Genomic DNA, 25522 nt, shown 5'->3' on the forward strand with positions numbered 1-25522 from the left:
TTCAGTAAAATAGAAAATAAGGAAAACTTTTCAATGTACTGCCTCGTCTAAGTTATAGAGAGGAGGGGCAGAGGTGGAGGATTTAATGCTTGACGTATTTGAACATGCAGATAGTGATGAACTGATTGATGAAATCATGAAAAGATATGGACAGGAAGTATTGCAGCTTGCTTATTCGTATGTGAACAGTAAAGAAATTGCCGAGGATTTAACACAGGATATCTTTATCAAGTGCTATAAATCCCTTCATACATATACCGGAAAATCGAAGCTTAGAACATGGCTGTGGCGGATTGCGATTAATACTTGCAAGGATTATCTGAAAAGCTGGTATAACAAACGGGTTTTGGTTTCTGAAGAAAAGCCGTCGAAAATGTCCACTAAAGGTGATGAAGTGGAAGAAGCGGTTATTCAGAAGGATGAGGGAAGCCGCCTGGTTTCCGAGGTAATGAGCCTGCCGATTGAATATCGTGAAGTGGTTTATTTGTATTATTTTGAGGAATTGCCAATTAAAGAGATTGCAGGTTTGATAGAGACGAAGGAGAATACCGTAAAAACGCGGCTCAGGAAGGCTAAAAAGCTTCTTAAGGAAGGAATGGAGGATCAGCATGATTGATGAACGTTTAAAAGGGCTTCGAAAATCCATGGAAGAAACAGCGTTCAAGGACCTTCAATTTACCAGGGATCATGCCGCAGAAATCCGGGAAAAAATCAGCAGGGGCAAAGATAGGGAAGAAGATATTTTACTTGCAGTCATGCAGCTGACGGTTCATGAAAAAACAGGGTTTGTATTGGCCAAGCAATTACGGAGCCGGGGCATTAAAAAATTCGAGGACAATGAAGGTTCTTTATATACCGTATTGCATCAGCTGGAGCAGGCAGGGATTTTGCAGTCAGCCTGGAATGAATCTGCGAAGCTGTATCAGCTGACGGACAAAGGCAAAAAGGTACTGCGGAAAGCAGAAAAAACTGCAAAACTTGAGCGGTTTTCAAGAAACTGGCTGAGAGGTGAGGCATAAATGGCTGATAAAAATTCTTTTATAAGCGAGGTCATTGCCCATATCCGGTCTAAAGAAGCGAAACAGTATGTGTCAGAGGAATTAGGCTATCATTTGGAGGAAGCGAAAAAGGGCTTTCTTCAAATGGGCATGACAGATACTGAAGCTGAGGATGGGCAGCCCGGCAGAGCTTGGACAGCAGCTTAACAGGGTTCACCGTCCAAAGCCAGACTGGTACTTGTTAAGCTTGCTTTGTACGGTTTTGTGCCTTGGATTTTTGCCGATGTTTATTCCGGGTTTCTTGAATGCTCCCCGGTATATCTCATCAAAAGTAATCATGGTATTGATCAGCGCAGCGGTTGCATTTGTGCTGATGAAGACGGATTACAGGAAATGGAAAAAATCCGGGTGGCAGTTTTATACGGCTGGAGTAATTTTTCTGATTGGAATTGATTTCTTTTCTAATATAACGATTAATGGAAAGGCTCATTTGAAATTTGGGCCGATTAATTTAGAAAGCATTATGGCAATTCCCTTCTTTTACTTAGCATGGGCTTCTTTTATGAATAACAGCAAATTTAAAATTTGGCATTTTATTCCTTTGTTTCTGGTGCCAGTTATTTTGTTCTATTATGTTCCCAATATTTCTGCAGCCTTCATCTATAGCATTATGGTTTTTATCATGCTTTGGAAAAGTGTTTTTTCAAGAAAAATCATACTTGCAATCTGGTCAGCAGCGGCAGTGATGCTAGTTATTGCCTGCACCGTTTCTTGGCATATTATGAGATATTATCACAAAACAAGGATTATGGCATTTTTGCACCCTTCCCAATATCCCAGTGATGCTGGATATATGAGTCTGCATATTAAAAAGCTGCTGGCTCAGGCAGGATGGTTTGGCCACGCAAATCCTCAGGACTTTTTTATTTCAGAGCCTTACACCAATTTTGTCATCGTTAGCTTCACTTACTGCTATGGCTGGCTTTTTGCTGCTGTACTTGTGCTCATTCTCATCATGTTTCCCGTAAGAATGGCCATGATGATTTCAAAGGTGGAGGATGGGTACGGGAAACTTCTTACTGTTGGTGCAGCTGCATTTTTTACAGTCCAGTTTGCCTGCCATATTGGTATGGCAGCGGGTGTTTTTCCTATGACGGAGATGTCTCTTCCTTTCATAAGCTATGGATTGGCGCCTACATTGCTAAATGCTGCTGTGGTTGGAATTGTACTCAGTGTATACCGAAAGAAGGACCTGGTCGCGGCCCGTCTTTCTGCAGAGAAAAGGTAAGAGAGGATGAATACTTTGGTTCTTCTTAATGGAAGCTTAGCATTAGCAGCGGGAGTTGTACTGTATGTTTTGGCGCGTGGCCTATATGTCTTGGCTAAAAATCGGCGCAATATGGAATGGGTAAAAGAAGTTCTTCAATTTGTAATGGTTATTTATCTGCTCTTGGTGGTTTCTGTTACATTGTTTCCTTTAGCACTATGGATTGACCCGGATTTGAAGGCTCTCAAATATTCTGTGAACCTGGTGCCCATTATTTCTATTATTCGTGACATCAGTCAAATTGGCATAGCTTACGGCGGGGATTCTATTTTTATGGTGAAATTAATTCTCCGTAATGTTGGTGGAAATGTATTAATGTTTGTTCCGCTAGGCATTTTAGCTCCGATGTTATGGCCGGAATTCAGGAAACTGAAATCGATTCTTTTACTGGGAGTGCTTATGTCGATAGGGATTGAGTTTCTGCAGTTTTTTGAATTGCTAGTGTCAAGTGAAATGGGAAGGACTGTCGACATTGACGATGTGATCTGCAATACGGCAGGCACTATTATAGGGTATGTTATGTACAAACTAATTACCGCCCTCGCAAACAAGTATCGCATCAAATCCCTGCAGCAGATGTTTATCGGCGGATGAAGAATAAGCTGCCAGAAAAAGAGCTTACAGCCCCATATGCGACGAAGCTGGACTTCTGTACTGAATTACATGACTGAATTATTTATGCAGAAATTTAACAAGGTCAAAAACCAGTCAGAACAAAGCATAAATTGACAGGATTGCCCGTATTGGGGCTGGTAGGATATGAAGTAAGGAGTGAGTGATATGGGCTGGGTTGAGTCCTTGCAAAAAGCGATCGATTATATGGAGGATCATTTACTGGACGATATGGATATGAAACAGATCGCGAAAGAGGCGAATTCTTCTGTTTTTTATTTTCAGCGGACCTTTGCGCTGCTGACTGATGTATCTGTCGGTGAATATCTCCGGCGCAGGCGTTTGACACTGGCTGCCCAAGAATTATCAAAATCTCAATGCAAAATCATCGACCTGGCCTATAAATACGGCTATGAAACTCCGGAGGCTTTTTCCAGGGCTTTCCGAAGGCAGCACGGCGTAAAACCCAGTGAAGTCAGGAAAAATCATGGAGAGCTGAATGCTTATAATCGCCTGGTTATCCAGGTAACATTGAAAGGTGGAGATCCGATGAAGTACAAAATTGTTGAACGGGAAAGTTTTCAAGTTGTGGGAGTCAAACGTGAGTTTTCGCTAGCAGGGGGTGAGAATTTAAAGGGAATCCCGCTTTTTTGGAATGATGTTCATACCGATGGAACAAATGACCTGCTGCTTAGCTTGGATAATGGAAGAATGTACGGGATATGTGTGGATAAAAGTACAGATCAGAAGATGGATTATTGGATTGCAGTAGAATACGGCGGTGTAGCACCAGAAGGATTATCAGCATTTGCAATGCCTTCCTCAAAGTGGAGTGTTTTTGAAGTACATGGCGCGATGCCGGATGCCATTCAAAAGGCGTGGAAGCAAATTATGTCAGAGTGGTTTCCGTCGGGGCATTATCAGCATGGAGGGACCCCGGAGATGGAAGTCTATTCTGACGGAGATCCGTCAAGCCCGGATTACTATTCTGAAATTTGGATTCCAGTAAAATAAGTAAATTAGCCTTGCCTTTTATGAAGCAGGGCTCGGTCGCCCCAAACGTCCAAAAAACCCGCATCCCAGATGGAATGCGGGTTTTTCACACTGTTTTATGAATTTTTATCCGGTATGATGCTGAAGAACTTTTTCAGTGTCTTTTTTGAGTTTGTTCCGTTCAAACCAAAATAGTTGCCAACCAGCTTAATGTATTCCGTATAGGTAATTTTCCTGTTCAGACTTGTCAGCCACCAGGTTGCAGGATGATAATGGCTGCCGCCGCTTGAACAATAGGTCAGAGAGATGCCTGTTTTCTTAAATGCCTTATCATAATTATATTTTACCCGTCTCATATGATAATTGGAGGAAACGACAATCGCAGATTTCAATCCGTGCTGCTTCATAAGTTTTTCGGTAAATAAGGCATTTTCCGACGTGCTTGTCGCATGATTTTCTAAAATGATGGAGCGGGCAGGGATGCCGGATGCACGGGATCCCTGATAAAGGTTGTTTTCACGGCCGTTAGAGAACATCAAATGAGATGCATACCCCTTTTTATATAATTCGATTCCTTTTTCCAGCCGGTTAGTGTCGCCGCTTAATACGATTACAACATCTGATTTAACAGGTTTTTCATCCACAACAAGAAAATTCCCCGCAAGCTCTATAAGAATGATGAAAATAATCATCACCGCCATTAATTTTTTAAAAGTACGTTTCTTCCGCATTTTTATCCTTCCTCTACCAATGCTTCAAAGCCTTGATGCAGATTGCGGACTGTGAGAAGCAAGAATCATATTTATGTGAAAATAAAACTGTATAAAATTCTTTTTGTTCATTAAATATCCATTTGCAGTCATGGTAAAACTGTGCTCGCCATTGCTTGGCCATGACAAGTATAACATAGGATATTCGTAAACTTTAGAGAAAATTACTGACAGTATTCTGCTTTTGATGAGGAAATTTTTAAAAGGACGCTTGAATACAATTCAGGGTGATGGGGTACACGTAAGAATATATTCTTTGTCTTGAAAAATAATCAATAGACAGGAGATTCATATGAAATCGAACGATCATTCCGATTTAGCGGTACAAGCAGTAGATGATATTGAACATATTTCAGGCACGTTTCCCGGATATCGGCGCGCACATGCAAGAGGGCGCTGCTATAAGGGGATATTCACTCCGAATGGAAAGGCAGCTCCTCTCACCACTGCGGCTCACCTGCAGACAGAGCCTGTGCCTGTTATTGTCCGGTTTTCCAACAGCTCACCCAATCCCGGCCACTCAGATGCCCTAACTCCTGTTAAAGGGATGTCGGTGCAATTTCAATTAGGGAACGGTGAAATCACTAACTTGATAGCTGTTACCATTCCTGTTTTCTTTGCAAAATCTCCCGAGGCATTTGCAGAAATGTTTAAGTTGATAAAATCAGCAAAGACAGGCTTGCCAAATCTGAAAAGCCTGATGAAGGTGCTTGTGAAATATCCGGAAGGCGAGGCTGCACTTCGAATTCTGAAGGAAATGCACCCGCCAGCAAGCTATGGCACCGCCCAATACTATTCGATCCATGCCTTTTATTTTGTCAGCAAAGAAGGAAGAAGGCAGGCGGTTAAGTACCAATGGAGGCCAGATGCAGGACTCGGCATGCTGAAACTAAAAGAAGCGGCAAATCGTTCAGAGGACTATTTGGATCAGGAAATGGATGAACGTTTAAAGCAGGCGCCTGTAGGGCTTAACCTGGATGTCCAGCTGGGAGCGGAAGAAGATCCCACGGATGATCCAACCGTAATCTGGCCTGAAGACAGACAAAAAATAACAGTGGGCCATCTCGAAATAACGGAAAGACTTGAAGATCAAGGCGAAGATTTGCTATTTGATCCAACAGTGATAACAGACGGAATTCAATTGTCTGAGGACAAAATTCTGCATTTTCGCCATGCTGCTTACAAGGAATCATATCATCGCAGAATTCATAATGAATGAAAGAGAAGCTGTTTCAAAGGGGTAAGCACACAGGCCTTTGAAACAGCTTTTTTTGTGATTCCATTTCAAAAAACACTGGAAAAACCGATATAAGGAAAAAGATAGAAAAAATTTTAACGGTGCAGGTGAAATTTTGCATATTACATATAGGACGTTTATCAAAAAGCTGATTAGGAACTATGTAATCGGTTCGCTGGCCGCTGTATTCGGGGTAGGGGGAATATTTATTTTCTTTGCTTTAAAGGTATCGGCTGAGGAAATAGTAAGCCTTCTGTCCATTCTATTCATCTCGCTTGTTGTTATGCTGTTTGCTGAGTTTATTGTATTTTCCAGGCATATCCGCCCTATACGAAGCATGTTTTTGGAGAGCAGTCCGGACTTCAGCATGCTGCAATCTGTGTATTTTCAGACACACCGGTTTCCAATATTGGCAATTAAGCGGATTATTGGACCGCATTTTCTGGGTCTATCACTTCCTGCCATGTTCATGCTTTGGCTGGGCATCCATAGCGGACTTTTGGACTTGCCCCATTATTATATTCTGCTGGCCGCTTTTGGATTGCCGCTTGTAGCTTGCATGCACGCCTTTATCGAATTCTTTTTAACATCACAGTCCATCCGCCCTGTTGCCATGCACATCAGACAGGTTTCCATGGATTTATACAATATTGATTTGTCTCTGAACGGAGAGGTGCTGGTATCTATACAGCGGAAGTTTCAATTCAGTACCTTTTTGATCGGGACATTTCCGCTGTTCCTCTTCAGCCTGGGTGAATATATCCGCCAGAATGTACTTCATGAATCTCATGATTATTGGAAGTGGACGGGAATCATTCTTCTTGCAGGGATTGTCTTTTCTTCACTTGGAGCATGGGTATTGTCAAAAGAGGTGCAGCACCCGATTACGAGCCTCTACAAAGGGCTGGATTCTGTACGGAGCGGCGACTTTGACGTGCGTACAGCTGATATTTATTCGGACGAGTTTTCCATGCTTGTGGCCGGCTTCAATCATATGGTGAGCGGGCTGAAGGAGCGGGAAACCATGAATAACCTGCTCATCCAGAGCTACTTCTCGACCCTTGCCGCGGCTCTTGATGCCAGAGATCCTTATACGGCTGGACATTCCGAGCGGGTGGCATATTACTCCGTGAGGATCGGGAAGCTTGCCAGACTTCCGGAAGATGAGCTCGATATTTTGCATAAAACTGCGCTGCTGCATGATATTGGAAAAATCGGCGTCCGGGATGATGTTCTCCTTAAGGAAGGCAAGCTCACTGACGAAGAATTTGAGCAAATTAAACAGCATCCAGTATTAGGAGAGAAAATTTTAAAGGAAATAAAGCCCGCCGAATCCATGGCACCCTTGCTTCCCGGTGTCAGGTCGCATCATGAACGATACGACGGAAGAGGATATCCTGATGGTTTAACAGGTAACGGCATCCCGTTAATGGGCAGGATCATTGCTATAGCGGATGCCTTCGATGCAATGACCTCTGACAGGCCGTATCGCAAGGGAATGCCCGATGAAAAGGCTTTGAGCATCCTTGCAGGGGGAAAGGGCACCCAGTGGGACCTGGAATTGACCACTCTTTTTATTGCTCATTATGGAGAAATTAAGCTTCGGGAAGCAGAAGAGGGACAGGCTGAATATGCAGGGTAATGAAGGACTGGATTTGATCCAGTTCTTTTTTTATATAAAGATAAAGCTCAGAGGAAATCAACTAACAACGATTAGAAATGCCTGTATAAGACTAATTGCATATACGTAAGTGATAGATAGTTCAATAGAATCATTTTTATGGAATAAATTGTGGATTCCTTGTTGCGGCAAAAGTATTCCTTTAAGATATGATTATCCAATAATTTACAGTAATGAGGATGACCGTGCAGACTCTGTGAGAAAGGAATTCCATTTAAAATGTCTAATAAACGATATGATGCGAATGCACTTTTTGCTGCAATGGAAAATCGCGCAAAACAATATGAAGATTTGCATAAGCAATTGGCGGCAATCAGGAAGGAATTTGACATCATTGTAAAACTGGATGATGAATTGCAGGGAAAAGGCGCCGAATCTATCAAGGGATTTTACGGGGCGCAGATTGATGCAGTGGATGCCTGGATCGGTCTAGTTAAGAGGCATATCGCCTTTTTTAAAGGGATAAGCGGGGATGCAAAGGAAGCTAAGCTTGGAGAAGACACTATTATTCATGTTCCCTTTTTAGAGGATGAGGTAGCCAATGCGGACCAGAAATCCAAAGATTTAGTCACGGCGCAAAAAAGTGACCTTAAAGCTATATTGGACCGGATTCATGACATTATCGACCTGAAACAATTCTCTGATGAAGACTTTCAGGACGAAATTCAAGAAGCAGAAAGAAAGCGGACTAAGACCATCGCCAAGGTAAACAAACTCGACAGCAAATGGCTGAAAGAATACGCAGAATCAGAAGATGACCAGGTTTCCATAACAGCTCTCATGAAGCAGCTCAGGGATTCCAGCACAAGAGGCGGAAAGGTATCTCCGCTATACTTTGATGCCAAGTCCTATAAAAAGAGCGAGGTATACAAGGAACTGCAGGATCAGGTAAAAGAAGATGAAGCCTACTTAAAGGTGAAGAAGAAAGAAGCGGAAGAGCGCAGGCATCGGGAATTGGAGGCTGAACTTGCAAAAGCGCCAAATGCACAAGAATATCTGAAAGCCGCCGATAAAATTGGCTTTAAAAACCTCTATCCATATCAGCAGGACCTTTACAAAAATTATGCAGAAGAAGAGCTTAAAAGAGGAGCTGTCATGGGCTTATTTGATGCAGGAAAGGACTTCGCGAAGGATATTTTTAACTTTGTGATGGACCCGGAAGCAGCGGAGAATGCAGTCTATGAATCTGTCATTCATTACAAACAGACCTATCAGATCATGAAAAAAGCCATTGTCGACTCCTATGAAAAAAACATGGTGCATGGAGATTGGTATTCCAGGGCGCACTGGGTAACCTACGCCATCGGGTCCGTTGCCTCCAATGCAATCGGCTCAAAAGGAATGGGAGCTGTAGCCAAAACAGGCATGGCTACTACAAGAATAGCCGTAATAAAGGGCGCTTCCAAGGCCAGGAAATTTGTGCAGATTCCCCAAAGAACGCCGTGGGAATACCAATTTGCGGTAGATGGGCAGGTGCCCTATAATACGGTTAACAGCAAAAGATTGCTGGACCGGCTTTCTGCGTTTAGTGCTGAGGGGAAGGTTGGTAAGGGTATAGATAAAACTGTTAAATCTAATGATGTAGTACCATATAGACCTAGTAATTCACCTTTGGAAAATCATCATGGTGTTATGGATGTATGGGCTAAACATAATGTTCCAAACTATGTAAGTAGAGGTGGGAATACCCCAACAGTAGCACTTACAAAAGAACAACATGCTGCTACAAAAGCTGTTTATAGAGAATGGTTATATGAAAAAACAGGTAAGAAGGTTGGGGGCAAAATTGATTGGCAATCATTCTCTCCAAGGGAGATACAAGAACTGACAGAAAGAATGTTGGAGGCTGCAAATGTTCCCAAATCAGCCAGACAAGAATATTATAATTCCTTTAATAAATATAATTATCGGGAGTGAAGCTAATGGAAAAGATAAAGCAGTTGCTCACACAAATAAACACTTTACCACATTGTCGTATCTTTGAGCCTTCTGGATTACCCATTATTGATGAAGAAAAGCATATTTTACCTAATGATTTAAAAGAGTTTTATAGTCTTTGTGGGGGATTAGTTCTATTTGAAAATGAGGAATATCCAATTTATCTTGTGTCTCCTGATAAGTTTGTATTAGCAAATCCAATAATTGTAGGAGAATTATGTGAAGAAGATATCTCATCTCACTGGTATATTATTTGTAATGATGGAACGGATGAATACTTAACGATTGACCTTAATGAAGATAGACTAGGTAGATGCTACGATAGTTTTTTTGACCGCCATGGGCTTGTAGGTGAGTCCCAGATAATAGCTACTTCGTTTACTGATTTACTTGAACAACTTATAAAAAATAAAGGGCAATATTGGTATTGGCTAAGAAGTGATTTTATCTCCCTAGGTGATGCATATGATGATATTGAATAGCTAATCATTTATATAGAGAAAAAAGTTGACCTTGATTGGGTATATGCCTTTCAAGGTTTCTTTTTTTGTTTGTGGGGCTACCGAGTGACGAATAGTTCATTTTTTATTGAGAGATTATGTTCTAAAATGAGTGGTGGTGGGCATGGTCAAGATAATATAGATTTTCTTAAACAGAATGGCATCGAATACAATATTGAAAAGGTTTATCCTAACGGGGTAAGGGTTGGCAATGTACCAGACCACAAGTCAAAAGGGAAGCGAACAGGTACTGGTCAAGCATGGTTTCCTGAAAATTGGTCTAAGGAAGATATAAAGAAAGCTGGAGAACATGTAACTAATATGCCTGAATACAAGAATATTGCTGATGGTGTAACAGTATTCGGTGATTACAAGGGTGTTAGGGTAGGTGTAATCAAAACAAATGGAGAGATAGGAACTACTTTTCCAGTTGTACAAAAACAGAACTTTCATTTTTAAGTGAGATTTTTGAAGAAGTGGCATATAATTTACAAAGTAAAAAGTATATTGAATTACTATATTTCCTAGATCAAAGATACCCAGACTTAAAGTTAAAGAGAAGTATACAAATTGCTGAGGAGCACATGGATTAAATTTGGGGTACCAAGTTTTTGAATCCAAAAGTTTATGCGAAAATTATTTAATTTAGACCAATTGCTTCTTTAGAATAATAATATTTTGTATCAAGAGAGACTAATCCTGATTCCCAAATAAACCTTGATTGGCTAATGCCTTTCAAGGTTTCTTTGTTGAAGAGATACCCTGTGACGAATGAACTATTTATCACTTACAGGATAGAGATAACTCTAATTTTTTACAAATTTTTACATCGTGAGTACTGGAAATGGCGTTCAAATAACCTAGAATGAGGTGATTAAACTATGAATAATAAACTTGTAGAAATGATATATGAATATATAGAAGAAGGAGACTTTATTGGAGAAGTTTTTGATGACTCCATAAAAAAGGCAGAAAATACTTTAGAAGTTAGTTTCCCAACAGAGTATAAAGAATTCGTTAAAAAGTATGGTTCTGGAGGAATTTGTGGAGTTGACATACTTGGTGTAGAAGGAGCAAGTTACGCATCTGTTGTTGAAAGTACAGAGCGTTATAGAAAGTTAGGACTACCCAATAAATATATTGTTATAGAGAATGTTGATGAGTTTGTTTACTGTTTAAACACCGTAGAGGAATTTAATGTTGTTCGGTGGGATGATATTAGCAAAAGAGAAGTACCTAGATATACTACTTTTAATGAATATTTACAAGATAGTTTTCAAGAGGCAATTGATAACTTGGATTAACGAAAATCAGATACTCATGTAGGTCTTACCATCATGGGGTTTTATAACTTCAAAAATGGGTTTGACCTTCACGCTGCGTCAAGGTGTAAAGTGAAAGTGTCAGGAGGGAATCACATGGAATATACAATCCAAAAACTAGGCATTCTGGCTAGCATCAGCACGAGAACACTTCGGTATTATGATGAAATTGAACTCCTTAAGCCGGCAAGGATCAATTCGTCAGGCTACCGCATCTATGGCCAGCGGGAAGTCGATCGACTGCAGCAAATCTTATTTTACAGGGAGCTCGGACTCACCTTAGAACAAATTAAGGAAATTGTCAGCAACCCTGACTTTAACGGGACCGAGGCCTTAAAAGAACACCGTGAGAAGCTCCTCGACAAACGAAAGCAATTGGATGAACTCCTCCTTAACGTGGAGAAAACGATTGCTTCACATGAAGGGAGAATGACCGTGAAAGATCAGGAAAAATTCGAAGGGTTTAAGCAAAAATTTATTGAAGATAATGAGAAACAATACGGAAAAGAAATTCGAGAGAAATATGGTGAAGATACCGTAAACAAGTCGAACGAAAAGCTGAAGAACATGACACAGGAAGAACACGCGGAGATTACTCGCCTGGCGGATGAATTGGCCCAAACCCTTGCAGCGGCCTTTAAGGAGGGCGACCCTGCAGGAAATCTCGCTCAAAAAGCTGCAGAAAAGCATATGCAATGGCTTACTTTTTATTGGAATGAGTACAGCAAAGAGGCTCACGCCGGACTTGCACAAATGTATGTGGACGACGAACGGTTTAAGCAGCATTACGACAAGGAACAACCAGGAACGGCAGAATTTCTAAGAGACGCCATCCACATCTACACAGGTGTAAAAAAATAACCAAAAAGCAACCCTCCATTTTACGGGAGGGTTGCTTTTTTTACTATATGTAGGAGTTCTTCTGCCTTACTGATGGTAATGCTTTAGGGCCCGTGGCACTGAACCATTGCAGGCAGGCAGCAACTCCTATTTTTCATTCATTCTAATGCCTTACTCCGCAATAAGCTCGTAGGTCGACAAAGCTAGTCAATTACTTCTTTCAGGTTATGGGGGATGGAAGATTTTTGACTGTGTTAGAAAAGTATGCAAATGGCGAAGGATACGGGATTGAACATGTGTGGTGTGTTTTTGCTGACGACTATGAAGAAAGGGAAGCAGATTACTTCGGTGTTGAAGGGATAGCTATTTATTTCAATTATTCTGCAGTAGAAGAAGAAGAGGAAGTAGTATTGAAATATGAAGCTTTATATAGTTATTTAAAAGAAATTGCAGATAGCTATCTAGAAAGGCATTCAGAAAATGAGTTAGAAATATTTGAATCAAAACTCATGATGGTAAGTAGACATAAAAGATGGTTGCAATGACACTTAAATATACACCATTCTTACTACTGATTAGTTCGTACGCAGGAATGGTAACGGTTGTAATTGATGAGAAAGTTCAACGTGGGTAACATAAGCCATTGGGTCAATCGCCTCCAATGCAATTGACTCAAAAGAATCATGATATATATCGCCAAAACACCTTTTCTCTAAAAATGGAAAAAGGAACTTGGGGCAATTTTATATTCAAAATCTATTAAAGCTATATAATAGGATTTAAAGCGCTTACTAAACATGATTAAAAGCGGGGGATAAGTTTTATTTAAGGATCCTACCTTTCTTACTACAGTAAAAAATACCGTAATCTTTCTTATTATTCAGGTGCCGGTCATGATTTTGCTTGCTTTATTTCTGTCGGTTTTGCTTAATAACAAAACCCTGAAATTTAAAGGACTGTTTCGTACGGCGATATTTTTGCCCTGTGTAACCTCATTAGTTGCCTACTCCGTAATTTTTAAATATTTGTTTGGACAGGACGGAATCATCAATCTTATGCTCATGAAAATAGCCTTGATTTCTGAGCCAATCCAGTGGCTGACGGATCCCTTCTGGGCGAAAATAACGATTATAATTGCCATTACATGGAGATGGACCGGATATAACATGATTTTTTATTTATCTGCTCTTCAAAATGTCGATGAATCCATTTACGAAGCAGCGAAAATGGACGGTGCTTCTTCCATTCAGCAGTTTTTCAAAATCACCATACCTATGCTGAAGCCAATCATCCTATTTACATCGATTACTTCAACAATAGGCACGCTTCAGCTATTTGATGAAGTGATGAATATCACCAAAGGCGGACCGGGCAATGCAACCATGTCCATCTCACAGTACATTTATAACCTTTCGTTCAAATACACGCCGGACTTTGGTTATGCGGCCACTGTCTCGTATGCCATTGTGATCATGATCGTGATTTTCTCTATTATTCAATTCAGGGTGGCGGGTGATAAAAATGCCTAATATTAAACGGGGTTTCAGCTATGCAGTCCTTTTCATTGTGTCCGTTATTTCTGTATTTCCATTCTTATGGATGATTATCAGCTCTACCAATCAGTCGGTTGATGTGACAAAAGGAAGATTGCTTCCTGGGACCCACTTTATGGAGAATCTGCACAAGCTTCTCGACTCGGTGAATCTCATACCTGCTTTGCTGAATTCAGCAAAAATTTCAATTGCTACCACATTGCTGTCTCTCTTGATTGCTTCTTTGGCGGGATATGGATTTGAAATTTACAGAAGCAAAGCGAAGGATATCGTCTTTAACATTCTTTTGCTTTCAATGATGATTCCATTTGCTGCCTTAATGGTTCCTTTGTTCAGGATGTTTGGAACAATTTCGCAGACATTTCCTTTTCTCGGAATTGATACGCTGACAGCAGTTGTTTTGCCGACAGTGACCACAGCCTTTCTTATCTTTTTCTTTAGACAAAGCACGAAAATGTTTCCGAAGGATATCCTTGAAGCAGGACGGATTGATGGATTATCAGAGCTGGGGGTGTTTTTCAGGATTTATGTACCAACGATGAAAACGACGTATGCAGCTGGTGCCATTATTACGTTCATGGCCAGCTGGAACAGTTACTTATGGCCGCTGGTTATTCTGCAGTCTCCGGAAAAGCAGACACTGCCGCTTCTTATATCTAACTTGGGATCAAGCTATTCACCGGATTATGGCATCATTATGACAGCCATCGTCATTGCGACACTTCCTGCTGCGCTCATTTTCTTTATTATGCAAAGGCATTTTGTGGCAGGCATGATGGGATCGGTAAAATAACAAAAAAGGGAGGATCTTAAAGATATGGAAATTACACCTGAAATCAGCTGGTTAAGTGATCTGAATAAATACGCAGTAAATAGGCTTCCGGCACACTCTGACCATGTTTACTATGAAACGCTCGAGGAGGCAAAAAGTGCAGGGCAGATGAACATGAGACATGTATTGAACGGAAACTGGAAATTTGCCTACAGCACCAATCCTGGCAGCCGCCCCGAACATTTTTATGAAAAAGACTTTAATTGCTCGGGCTGGGCAGACATCAGGGTCCCTGGGCATATCGAAATGCAGGGTTACGGAAAACCCCAATACGTGAATACCATGTATCCGTGGGATGGCCTTGCTGATATCCGTCCCCCGGAAATTCCGATGGACCATAACCCTGTGGGGAGTTATGTGAAGGAATTTTCACTTCCGCAAAACATGCAGGGTAAGCCAGTCTATATTTCTTTTCAAGGTGTAGAATCCGCTTTTTATGTGTGGATGAACGGAGAATTTGTGGGATACAGTGAGGACTCCTTCACACCGTCTGAATTTGAACTTACTCCTTTTCTTTCGGAAGGGAACAATAAGCTTGCGGTTGAAGTGTACCAAAGGAGTACCGGAAGCTGGCTTGAAGATCAGGATTTTTGGAGGTTCTCCGGTATTTTCCGTGATGTGTACCTTTATACAATTCCGGAGATTCATATAAGTGATCTTCATATTCATGCTGATCTGGATTCCACGTTTACAAAAGGTTCTCTAAAAGCAGATCTTTCATTTTTGGCTGAGAATCGTGTACCTTCTAAAATCACTGGTGAATTATTTGATGCAAAAGGAAATAAAGTTGCCGCAGGAACAGGGGAATATGCTGGCGGAAGCTCGAGTTTGTCGCTGAATCTGGATGAACCGGAGCTATGGAGCGCAGAAAACCCTTATTTATACAAGCTGTATATTCAAGTGTTTGGCGAAGACGGGCATTTATTAGAGGTTGTTCCGCAGAAGGTCGGATTCAGAAGGTTTGAGATGGTTAACAAGATTATGACAATAAACGGAAAACGCATCGTATTCAAAGGCGTTAACCGTCATGAATTCAATTGCCGGACTGGGCGGGCCATAACGAAGGAAGATATGCTATGGGACATCAAAACACTGAAGCGCAATAACATTAACGCAGTCCGTACGTCCCATTATCCGAATCAAAGCTATTGGTATGAATTATGCGATGAGTACGGCGTATATGTGATTGATGAGATGAATTTGGAAACACATGGATCTTGGCAGAAAATGGGTGCGGTTGAGCCTTCATGGAATATTCCCGGAAACAAACCGGAATGGAGGGAAATTGTCATCGACCGTGCTGTATCCATGCTCGAGCGCGACAAAAATCACCCTTCCATCCTGATATGGTCTTGCGGGAATGAATCGTATGCGGGTGAAGTGATTTTGAGTGTTTCCCAATATTTTAAAAAAACAGATCCGAGCAGGCTTGTCCATTATGAGGGAGTTTTTTATGACCGCAATTATAATGATACCAGCGATATGGAAAGCAGAATGTACGCGAAGCCGGCTGAAATTGAGACATACTTAACTGAAAATCCAGAGAAGCCTTACATCAGCTGCGAATATATGCATGCAATGGGGAATTCTTTGGGAGGCATGTATAAATACACAGATTTAGAAAAGAAATATCCAATGTATCAGGGAGGCTTTATATGGGATTATATTGATCAATCACTTATAAAAAAAGACCGTTACGGAGAGGAATTCCTTGCTTATGGCGGCGACTTTGAGGACCGACCGACAGATTACGGCTTCTGCACCAATGGAATTGTGTATGCCAACCGCGAGCTGTCTCCAAAGATGCAGGAAGTGAAATTTTTGTATCAGGACTTCAAACTGCAAACGGACAGAGATGGAGTCACCATCATTAATGACAGTCTTTTCACAGATACGGCCGGATATGATTTGGAGTACATTTTGTTCCTTGAGGGCAGGGAAGTATTTCGGGGTGTACTGGAAACAGCTGTAGCGCCGCAAAGCAAAGGGAGAGCTTGGTTTAACTGGCCTGCCGATGTGGCAGAGCGTTCAGGGGAATATTGTGTTCAAACCTTTTTCAGGACCAGGGAAAACCGGGATTGGGCTGAATCTGGCTATGAATTGGCATTTGGGCAGCATGTATTTCAAGTGGAAGCTCAGCCTGCGGCTCCTTCGAAAGAAAGCATTGGCGAGCTGAAGGTTATTCATGGCGATGTGAATATCGGGGTGCACGGCAAGGACTTCCGGGCTATCTTCTCCAAGCAGGCCGGCAGTCTTGTTTCCCTGATTTATGATGGCAGAGAAATGATTTCCCTTCCTCCGGCACCATTGTTCTGGAGAGCCACAACGGATAATGACAGAGGCTTCTCCCAAATGTTCGAATCAGGGTGCTGGCATACAGCAAGCCTAGCCCGCAGATGCACGGGCATTGATGTTGAAGAAGAAAAAGGACATGTAAGCATCACCTTCACCTATAAATTTTCCATCAGCGGAGATATCGGTGTCAAGATGACATACAGAATCGACAGCGCTGGACTTGTTCGTGTCCGTTCTGTTTACAAGGGAGCAGCTAAGCTTCCGCAGCTGCCAATCTTTGCTGTCACCTTTAAGGTTCCGGCAGATTATGATCAGCTTGAATGGTATGCAATGGGACCTGAAGAGAACTATTCTGACCGCTCGATGGGTGCAAGGCTCGGAATCTTTAAAAATAGTGTTTCAGAAAATATTTCTTCCTATCTTATGCCTCAGGAATCTGGAAACCGGACCGGTGTGCGTGAGGTGAAGATTGCAGACAAGCTTGGACAGGGAATCAAAATCGCTTCTGTTGGTGAACCGCTTGAGTGCAATGTATCTCCTTATACAGCCTTTGAACTGGAAAATGCCCAGCATCACTATGAACTGCCGAAAACGCATTACACAGTCGTTACGGTTGCGGGGGTGCAAATGGGTGTTGGCGGAGATGACAGCTGGGGAGCACCGGTTCACCGGGAACATCTCCTGTTGGTAGATCAGGATTTGGAATTTGAATTTACCCTGGACAGAAACTAGATTGTTATAAGAGGAAACTTAATCAGCACAGTAAAAGTCTGAACCATACAAGCCTTTTACTGTGCTGGATAGTCTTAACGTGTTAATAGATGGAAGCGGCAATGTCGATCAAAAAAAGGCAGGAAAAGAGGAAGATCATGCTGATACAAGTAAATGAAGAGAAAAAGCAATTCCATCTGACAAATGGGCTTGTGAGTTACATATTTCATGTCATGAAGAATGGCCAATTGGGCCATCTTTATTACGGAAGAGCACTGCGTCACAGAGAAGATTTTTCTCATATGCAGGCCTACGATGTCCCGACAGCGGCAAGCTGCCACATATATCCTGATGATCCTGCCTTTTGCCTGGAAACTCTTCGGCAGGAATATCCCGTTTACGGAAATTCAGATTTCCGGGAGCCCGCAATAAGCGTGTACAGGAAAAATGAAAACCATATTCCGGATTTTAAATATGAAACATACAGACTTTTAAATGGAAAGCCAAAGTTGAAGGGATTGCCTGCAACCTATTCTGAAAAAAAGGATAGTGCCAGTACTCTGCAGATTATTCTCAAGGATGAATACCTGAAGGCAGAGTTAATCTTAAATTACTCTATCTTTCTTGGAAAGCCGGTTATCACAAGAAGTGCTTCATTGAAAAATGAAGGTGCAGAAGCATTAACACTTGATAGAATGATGGGGGCTTCTATTGATTTTCCTGATAAAGATTTTATTTTCACCCATCTAGCCGGAGCCTGGTCAAGAGAAAGACATATCAAGGAACGAAAACTAGAAACGGGCATTCAATCGATTGCCAGTCTGCGCGGTGCAAGCTCTCATCACCATAACCCATTTTTGGCGCTGAAAAGGCTTGATGCTACCGAGCACAGCGGAGAGGTGTTTGGATTTAATTTTGTTTACAGCAGCAATTTCATCATGCAGGCAGAAGTCGATCATTATGATATGACAAGAGTGACAGCGGGCATTCATCCCTTTCACTTCAGGTGGGACGTCCACCCTGAAGAATCTTTTCAATCTCCTGAAGTCGTCATGGTGTATTCAGATAGGGGGATGAATGGAATGAGCCAGGGTTTTCATGATTTGTATAGAGAAAACCTGATTCCATCTCAATGGAGAGAAGAAGAACGGCCAGTGCTGATCAATAACTGGGAAGCGACCTATTTCGACTTTAATGAGGATAAATTAGCGGAAATAGCCAATTCTGCAAGCGAGCTTGGCATTGAGCTATTTGTCCTTGATGATGGCTGGTTTGGAAAAAGAAATGACGATACATCCTCGCTTGGGGATTGGCATGTTGATGAACATAAGCTTCCCAATGGTCTAAAAAGCCTTGCTGAGAAGGTTCAGCATGAAGGAATGAAGTTTGGGCTGTGGTTTGAGCCGGAAATGATTAGTCCGGACAGTGATTTATTCAGAAACCATCCCGATTGGGCGGTGGGAGTGCCAGATCAGCACCGTACTCTCGGCAGAAATCAGCTGGTTCTGGATTTTTCAAGAGCGGAAATTGTTGATTATATGTATGGGAAAATATCTAAAATCATAGATGAAACAGGACTCTCCTATATTAAGTGGGATATGAACCGAAATATCACAGAAGCTTTTTCTGCAAAGCTACGTGCAGATCAGCAGGGAGAATTTTTTCATCGCTATATCTTGGGAGTCTATCAGCTGTATGAGCGTTTAACAGCAGAATTTCCGCATGTATTGTTTGAATCATGTGCAGGCGGCGGTGGGCGATTTGATCCGGGGATGATGTATTATGCTCCGCAAGCCTGGACAAGTGATGATACCGATGCTGTAGAAAGATTGAAAATCCAGTACGGAACTTCGCTGGCCTATCCGCTGTACAGCATGGGCTCTCATGTTTCTGCCGTGCCCAATCACCAGACACTGCGTAATGTACCGCTGTCAACCAGAGCGAATACAGCTTACTTTGGAACCTTTGGATATGAACTTGATCCTCTGAAACTCTCTGAAGAGGAGAGAGAGGAAATTAAAGCTCAAGTAGCTTTGTATAAACAGCGGCGCAGTTTAATTAGAGATGGCGATTTCTACCGCCTGTTAAACCCGTTCCATGGAAATGAAACAGCATGGATGGTCGTTTCAAAAGACCGAACAGAAGCATTGGCTGGATGGTATAAAGTCCTGTCCGGGGCGAATCCGCCGAAGCTCCAGACACTGCGGCTGGCCGGATTGGATGAAGCACTTGTGTATGAAGTGCAAGGGGAGGATCGCTATTATTATGGAGATGAGCTACTGAGCTCAGGCCTTCCGCTTCCGACAGAGTTTAACGGTGTCAACAGCGAGCATGCCAAGCGCGGAGGAGACTATCAGTCACAAATCTTCTATTTAAAAAGTACCGATGATACAAGCTTAGTGTAAATCTAAATCTGTCCGCACTGGCGATTCTCCGTTATGGGGGATCGCTTTTTCTTGCTTGTCCGCTTCTTTTGCAGTCACGCGGACATTTAATCACGAATTAAAAGATAGAAAATCAGAAGAGATTCATATAATAGCAGGGACTTCTTAGTTATGGATTCAGCGGGAAACAGAGACTTGAAAATAGTCCAATTAATGGCAAATAAAAAAACAGGAATAGCTTAAATAATTAAAGGGTATAGGATTAGAGAACCGAAATAGTTAACAAAGGGATTAATTTTTCTCAAATTCTCATATAGTTATATGGAATTACTATTTGTTTGGAGGAATGAGATATGAAAAAGTGCCTGATCTTCTTGATTGCCATCATGACTCTGCTGCCATCTGCCCTTGCATCTGCCGATTCATCAAGTACGAATGCCACTACATACTTTACGTCCATGAATACAAGCAGCAAAGGTGTTACTGCAAAAGCCGATTATATCCAATGGTATAGGGGCGAACGCGCCAACCAGGAAGCGCAAAAGGACCACGAGTGCTACTGGTATAAAGGAAAATGCTATGTGCCGGATGATTATTACATACGCAATGTGAATAAAAAAATCCGCAGCTTAAAAATCTCGAAAAGTGCCGTCATTACAATGGTGACTTATCAAATAGAAAAAACAAACGATATAAAAAAACAAAGAATATCCTTGTCTGCATTCACTAAGGAAATGAAAAATAAGCGTTACCGCTATATTCCCTTCCATATCACCGTGAAAAATGGTGTAATAGTGAAAATAACTGAACAATACATTCCATAATAACAAAAACCGCATCATCCCAAAGATAAGGGGTTCGGTTGTGAAGTACAAAATCAATTCACATCAAATTACACCCAAATTCGCACCTTGATTAACACTCCAATTAGCATTTATATTAGCGTAGAAAAACGCTCTGAGTTTTTATTCTCAGGGCGTTTATTTAAATTGGCACTTATTTAATGCTCAAAATTCGTTGGCAACATCCATTCAAAAGCAGCATAAACCAAAACCACAATAAGGAATATTATAGTTTTCTGAATTTTTTTAATGCGTGTGTGTTTAATAAGTATAACAGAAGAGCATATGCCATTAGACCAAGAAGATAACCCCAGATTTGAAGGAAACCATCACCATAGAGCATTACACTCTTAATTGCCGCTACACCATAATAAACTGGCATAATGTAACACAGATTTCCCAGATGATATGGAATCAAGTCTAATGGAATCAGCCCCGAAAAGAAAACTTGCGGAATAATAGTAAACGGTATCATTTGCACGACTTGCAGTTCTGAACTAGCAAATACAGAAATCATCGCACCAAATGAAACGGCTGTAACCGCTAATAAAACCATTGCGGCCAAAATTCAACCAATGTTCCCGACTGAACTTAATTTCAGCACATAAAAGGAATAGAACACAATAAGATTTGCTTGAATAATCGCAAATACTCCGTATCCAATCGTGTAACCAAGAATGACCTCACCACGTTTGATTGGTGTCATCATTAACCTTTCCAATGTTCCGCCACTTCGTTCCCTTACAAGTGCCATCCCCGAAATGATAAACACTAGCAAGAATGAGAAGAGACCAAGAAACACATATCCGAGGGAATCAAATGTTGACTCACCTTGCGACCCATAGACATAGGACATTTTTACTTTTGCCGGAGGATTTAATGAAGTCATCGCCTTTTGAATTTCATTTACTGCCTTTGCACCTTTAGATGAAGATTCAAACATTGTAATAGTCGTTCCTGAGCTTTTTGAGATAGTGAAAATCGCATCCACATTTTTATGTTCTTTCAAATAATGTTTTGCATGTTGAGCATCATTGTTTGAAACATTTACAAGTTTTAAATCTTGTGCTTTTAACGCTGTTACAAGAGGTACAGGCATTGTATTTTTATTTATTCCAACTGAAGGTACATAACTTGAATTACCAAGCAGGAAATAAATCAAGGTCAAAGCAAATAGCGGTGCAACTAAAATCATCATTACGCTTCGTTTATCATTTAACGTTTGGAGAATGACACGTTTAGCTAAGTTCATCATTGCCCAACACCACCTTTTGAATCATTTGAAGCAATAAAGAACAGTTCTTCGACTCGTCCACTTTCAGTTTTATTAAGTAAATTTTTGACAGTATCATATTGAATCAAGGAACCGTTATAAATGAGCGCTGCTTTATCGCACTCTGTCACTTCGTCCATAACATGAGTGGAAACAATAATAGTTGTTCCTGATTTTTTAATTTCCTGAAACTGGTCCCATATCGTTCGACGTAACACAGGGTCGATTCCAACTGTCGGCTCATCTAAGAATAAAACTTCAGGAGAATGCAAAATGGCAGCCGCAAGCGATAGCCGCTTTTTCATACCTCCAGAAAAATTTTTCACCAATTTTTTTCGATACACAGCTAAATTTACTAAATAAAGTACCTCATCAATACGCTTTTCTAATTGAACTTTATCTAAATGATAAAGTCCTGCAAAAAATCGTAAATTAGCTTCAGCGGATAAGTCGTCATACAAAGCATCGTTCTGTGGCATATACCCTATCTTTTTTAACATGTTCATATTAGGCATTTGCACGTCTTCATAATGAATGGTTCCGTTATCCGCAGCAATAGCTCCTATCATCAGGCGAATCATCGTTGTTTTTCCCGAACCCGAAGGACCGAGCAAACAACATATTTCTCCAGTTGGAATCGTAAGCGTAATATCTTTTAAAACTGTCTTTTTTTCAAAACTTTTACTGACATTTGAGACTTGAATATCCATTGAATTTTTACCTCCTCTTATTGGCGGTGATAACACTATATAATTTTTCTTATACAAATTTATTTCAGTTCCTCTATATCTTAAAATAAATAAACAACACGTTGTTTGCTGTGCAATTTTATTGTAATTATAGAGAAAACCATTATCAATAATCAGAAACAAAGGATATGTCGGTTATCCAACACCTTTTCTGAATGTGTTGGAAAAAATAGGAGGAATGCGGAATACGGGATGTAAATACCGATTTACATGTCTCAAAAGAATCTATTTGAGATGCACTAGTGGAATTAATAGAAGAAAATGGTTTAGATGTACTTATGGTCATTACTATGAGGGCAAAAATCAATCGATGAACCTTTTATGCCCATTACCAGGACAAGTATGAATGCGAGGAAGTTTATTGTCTTATGAGCATAACAGAAATTGTAAATATATACGATGAATTGTTAAAGTCATTTGAGCGTATTTTGGATTGAAATTAGAGTAAATATAGCTTTTTCCATCACCACGGGCTGTTGTGAGTAGTCGTTCCAAAAGGGATAATTTTCTACGGATGTGTTGAATAAACAAGTGGTTGCATTGTCATTTGCATTTAAAAAAATTAATCCCGCAACATCTTTTGGCTCAAGAGAGGATAAATCCGTGGTGCAATCAATAGAACGGAAACCCTATCGGGAGTGGCTAAAGAATGTTCAATCGGATTATCTGCATATTCGTTATGGTATCCCGTTCTTGTGAGAACACACGATGGATGGAGTTGATTAATGAATTTTCCTCGTCTGTTAAAAAAGCCAGCATCAGGAGGCTCACCGCACGCCCGGTAAAAGAGAAGATCCCTGCGTTCCAATCGATCAGCTAATTTACAAGGGTTATCTTTTAATAAACTTTTCAAGTAGCTTTGTTTTTATATGTAGTTTTTTGCCGAAAAATAATTGTGCTCGGTGTGAAGGATTTATTATCAGGAGAAAAGAATTTAGGAGAGGAGTTGATTTTAGGTATATTATACCAAAAGGGGAGATTGTGATGAACGGGAAAAAGAAAGCGGCCAGCTTGGCTCTGGCCGGTGTTTTATGTATTTGGCTGCCTTTTAGCGCCATGGCAAAACCAGTGCAGAAGGACCTTCCTCAGCACGTGCAGTATGTTGCTTTAGGGGACTCTTTGGCGGCAGGGCAGACACCCAATGGCTATATCGACTACAGTTATGCGGATTATCTTGCAGGAGACTTTTCTGCGAATAAGTACAAGTATAAGCTCGATGACTTCGATAACTTTGGTGTTCCCGGCTATACATCTGCACAGGTCAAAACGGACCTTCTAAAAAGCGGGAAGATAAGAAAAGAAGTAAAAGAAGCCACACACATCACCCTGGATATAGGAGCGAATGACCTTCTCGGCAAGCTTAATGACCCAGCGCATGTATCGGAAGCCATTTCTGCCGTGAGCTCGAATCTGCAGACAATCCTTTCCACTATCCATAAGCTTAACCCGCATGTGAAGGTGTATGTAATGGGCTATTATAATCCATATCCATATATGCCAAAAGATCAGCAGGCAGCATTATTGCCGCTTTTGAAAGCGCTTAACGCGCAAATCCAGACAGTTACCATGCAATATAAGGATACCTATGTAGCGACAGAATCGCTGATTGCTAAAAAATACAAAGAATATATTACAAATAAGCAAAATATCCATTTATCACTAAGCGGCTACAAAGTGATCGCAGGTGAATTCTGGAAAGCGATGATGAAGAAGTAATGAAGCCAAAAACATCTGATACTAAAAAAATCAGGTGTTTTTATTTTGTATTTCAGCTAGAATAGCAGAATCAGACGAAAGCAGGTTGAACATGAGGATTAATAAGTATATAAGTGAGACAGGCTATTGCTCCAGGAGGGAAACAGACCGGCTGATTATGGCTGGGAGAATCACGGTAAATGGGCTGGTTTGCATGAAGGATACACTAGTTGAATGTGATGATGATATTTTAATTGACGGGAATCCTATCCCCAGTAAAAAGGAGCATGTGTATCTGATGCTGAATAAGCCTGCTGGCATTACCTGTACGGCAGCAAAGCATGTGGAAGGAAATATAATAGATTTTGTCCATTTCCCTGCCAGGATTTTTCCGGTGGGCAGGCTGGATAAGGATTCTGTTGGATTGATTTTATTGACGAATGACGGAGATATTGTCAATAAAATCATGCATTCCGGGAACATGCATGAAAAAGAATATATTGTGACCGTGGATCATCCCATCACAGATGCTTTCATTGAAAAGATGTCTGTTGGGGTAGAGATATTGGGCACGGTGACAAAGCGGTGTGACGTACAAAAGGTCAATGAATTTGTGTTCAGAATCATTCTGACACAAGGGCTTAACCGTCAAATAAGGCGGATGTGCAAAGAACTCGGATATAAAGTGGAGAAGCTGGAAAGAGTAAGGATCATGAATATCCTTTTAGATGAACTGGAACGGGGACAGTGGAGAAATCTCACAGAAGAAGAACTGAAGGTGCTATTCTTGCTGTTATCATAATTAACTAAGGTTTCGCTTAGTGTAGAATAGCGGGATCTTTTTTTACGTTCAATGGAGTAAGGATGCCTTTTTATAAAATTTTTTTACCCAATTTCCTTTTGGGGAGGTTATTCATTGCTCATGACCGTTCTTCTTAGTGTTTGCTCAATGCCAAAGCTGCGGTTCTTT

22 protein-coding genes and 2 pseudogenes are annotated in these 25522 nt (G+C 41.0%); 21 read left to right on the top strand and 3 right to left on the bottom strand.

Features of this window, described 5'->3' with window-relative positions; all coding sequences use genetic code 11:
- Positions 1–85: 85 nt before the first annotated feature.
- From ACN6MY_RS04530 to ACN6MY_RS04555, 6 genes are all read left to right on the top strand, one after another.
- Entirely contained in the window at positions 86–616 is a 531-nt protein-coding gene (locus ACN6MY_RS04530; RefSeq protein ID WP_419884071.1) for a sigma-70 family RNA polymerase sigma factor, read from the top strand.
- Positions 612–1019: a PadR family transcriptional regulator gene (locus tag ACN6MY_RS04535; RefSeq protein ID WP_419884072.1), complete on the top strand. Its 408-nt coding sequence runs from the start codon at positions 612–614 to the stop codon at positions 1017–1019. Before ACN6MY_RS04530 ends, ACN6MY_RS04535 begins: the two co-directional genes overlap by 5 nt.
- Positions 1020–1205 carry a hypothetical protein gene (locus ACN6MY_RS04540; RefSeq protein ID WP_419882925.1) on the top strand — a complete coding sequence of 62 codons (186 nt, stop codon included), beginning with the start codon at positions 1020–1022 and terminating at the stop codon, positions 1203–1205.
- On the top strand, positions 1171–2286 hold the full coding sequence (locus ACN6MY_RS04545; RefSeq protein WP_419882926.1) for an FtsW/RodA/SpoVE family cell cycle protein: 1116 nt from the start codon (positions 1171–1173) through the stop codon (positions 2284–2286). Before ACN6MY_RS04540 ends, ACN6MY_RS04545 begins: the two co-directional genes overlap by 35 nt.
- A gap of 6 nt (positions 2287–2292) precedes the next feature.
- Positions 2293–2919, top strand: a complete 627-nt coding sequence (locus ACN6MY_RS04550; RefSeq protein WP_419882927.1) for a VanZ family protein — start codon at positions 2293–2295, stop codon at positions 2917–2919.
- A gap of 186 nt (positions 2920–3105) precedes the next feature.
- Positions 3106–3951, top strand: coding sequence for an AraC family transcriptional regulator (locus tag ACN6MY_RS04555; protein ID WP_419882928.1), 846 nt, complete (start codon positions 3106–3108; stop codon positions 3949–3951).
- Between the two features lie 95 nt (positions 3952–4046).
- Here the strand turns inward: ACN6MY_RS04555 and ACN6MY_RS04560 are convergent, their stop codons facing one another.
- Positions 4047–4661 (bottom strand): YdcF family protein, encoded by a 615-nt coding sequence (locus ACN6MY_RS04560; RefSeq protein WP_419882929.1) that lies wholly within the window; start codon positions 4659–4661, stop codon positions 4047–4049.
- 331 nt (positions 4662–4992) lie between these two features.
- Here ACN6MY_RS04560 and ACN6MY_RS04565 point away from each other — a divergent pair, with 331 nt between their 5' ends.
- From ACN6MY_RS04565 to ACN6MY_RS04625, 13 genes and pseudogenes are all read left to right on the top strand, one after another.
- Positions 4993–5919 carry a catalase family peroxidase gene (locus ACN6MY_RS04565; RefSeq protein WP_419882930.1) on the top strand — a complete coding sequence of 309 codons (927 nt, stop codon included), beginning with the start codon at positions 4993–4995 and terminating at the stop codon, positions 5917–5919.
- A 133-nt stretch (positions 5920–6052) separates the two neighbouring features.
- Positions 6053–7579: an HD domain-containing phosphohydrolase gene (locus ACN6MY_RS04570; protein ID WP_419882931.1), complete on the top strand. Its 1527-nt coding sequence runs from the start codon at positions 6053–6055 to the stop codon at positions 7577–7579.
- Between the two features lie 258 nt (positions 7580–7837).
- Positions 7838–9535, top strand: coding sequence for a T7SS effector LXG polymorphic toxin (locus tag ACN6MY_RS04575; RefSeq protein WP_419882932.1), 1698 nt, complete (start codon positions 7838–7840; stop codon positions 9533–9535).
- Positions 9536–9540: 5 nt separating this feature from the next.
- Positions 9541–10038: an SMI1/KNR4 family protein gene (locus ACN6MY_RS04580; RefSeq protein WP_419882933.1), complete on the top strand. Its 498-nt coding sequence runs from the start codon at positions 9541–9543 to the stop codon at positions 10036–10038.
- Positions 10039–10122: 84 nt separating this feature from the next.
- Positions 10123–10515 carry an EndoU domain-containing protein gene (locus tag ACN6MY_RS04585; protein ID WP_419882934.1) on the top strand — a complete coding sequence of 131 codons (393 nt, stop codon included), beginning with the start codon at positions 10123–10125 and terminating at the stop codon, positions 10513–10515.
- 422 nt (positions 10516–10937) lie between these two features.
- Complete coding sequence (locus tag ACN6MY_RS04590; protein WP_419882935.1) at positions 10938–11360, top strand: SMI1/KNR4 family protein; 423 nt, start codon at positions 10938–10940, stop codon at positions 11358–11360.
- Between the two features lie 114 nt (positions 11361–11474).
- The gene (locus tag ACN6MY_RS04595) at positions 11475–12239 is read left to right on the top strand and encodes a MerR family transcriptional regulator (protein ID WP_419882936.1); all 765 of its coding nucleotides are present in this window, start codon (positions 11475–11477) and stop codon (positions 12237–12239) included.
- Positions 12240–12445: 206 nt separating this feature from the next.
- Complete coding sequence (gene cdiI / locus ACN6MY_RS04600) at positions 12446–12763, top strand: ribonuclease toxin immunity protein CdiI (protein ID WP_419882937.1); 318 nt, start codon at positions 12446–12448, stop codon at positions 12761–12763.
- A gap of 276 nt (positions 12764–13039) precedes the next feature.
- Positions 13040–13747: pseudogene (locus tag ACN6MY_RS04605) on the top strand (carbohydrate ABC transporter permease); the annotation flags it as partial.
- On the top strand, positions 13740–14564 hold the full coding sequence (locus ACN6MY_RS04610; protein WP_419882938.1) for a carbohydrate ABC transporter permease: 825 nt from the start codon (positions 13740–13742) through the stop codon (positions 14562–14564). The pseudogene ACN6MY_RS04605 and the gene ACN6MY_RS04610, both read left to right, overlap by 8 nt.
- A gap of 24 nt (positions 14565–14588) precedes the next feature.
- Positions 14589–17630: a glycoside hydrolase family 2 TIM barrel-domain containing protein gene (locus tag ACN6MY_RS04615; RefSeq protein ID WP_419882939.1), complete on the top strand. Its 3042-nt coding sequence runs from the start codon at positions 14589–14591 to the stop codon at positions 17628–17630.
- A 137-nt stretch (positions 17631–17767) separates the two neighbouring features.
- On the top strand, positions 17768–20014 hold the full coding sequence (locus ACN6MY_RS04620; RefSeq protein WP_419882940.1) for an alpha-galactosidase: 2247 nt from the start codon (positions 17768–17770) through the stop codon (positions 20012–20014).
- A gap of 332 nt (positions 20015–20346) precedes the next feature.
- Positions 20347–20817, top strand: coding sequence for a hypothetical protein (locus ACN6MY_RS04625; protein WP_419882941.1), 471 nt, complete (start codon positions 20347–20349; stop codon positions 20815–20817).
- Between the two features lie 244 nt (positions 20818–21061).
- On the opposite strand, the pseudogene ACN6MY_RS04630 reads toward ACN6MY_RS04625, so the two are convergent.
- Both ACN6MY_RS04630 and ACN6MY_RS04635 read right to left on the bottom strand, forming a co-directional pair.
- A pseudogene (locus tag ACN6MY_RS04630) lies at positions 21062–22090 on the bottom strand (ABC transporter permease).
- Positions 22087–22818, bottom strand: coding sequence for an ABC transporter ATP-binding protein (locus ACN6MY_RS04635; protein ID WP_419882942.1), 732 nt, complete (start codon positions 22816–22818; stop codon positions 22087–22089). Before ACN6MY_RS04635 ends, ACN6MY_RS04630 begins: the two are co-directional and overlap by 4 nt.
- Before the next feature lie 1023 nt (positions 22819–23841).
- Between ACN6MY_RS04635 and ACN6MY_RS04640 the strand changes: the two genes are divergently transcribed.
- Together ACN6MY_RS04640 and ACN6MY_RS04645 are read left to right on the top strand one after the other, a co-directional pair.
- Positions 23842–24573 (top strand): GDSL-type esterase/lipase family protein, encoded by a 732-nt coding sequence (locus ACN6MY_RS04640; protein WP_419882943.1) that lies wholly within the window; start codon positions 23842–23844, stop codon positions 24571–24573.
- Between the two features lie 91 nt (positions 24574–24664).
- Complete coding sequence (locus tag ACN6MY_RS04645; RefSeq protein ID WP_419882944.1) at positions 24665–25354, top strand: pseudouridine synthase; 690 nt, start codon at positions 24665–24667, stop codon at positions 25352–25354.
- Positions 25355–25522 lie beyond the last annotated feature (168 nt).

Origin of the sequence: Peribacillus sp. B-H-3 (genome assembly GCF_048572925.1) — a bacterium.
GTDB lineage: Bacteria > Bacillota > Bacilli > Bacillales > DSM-1321 > Peribacillus.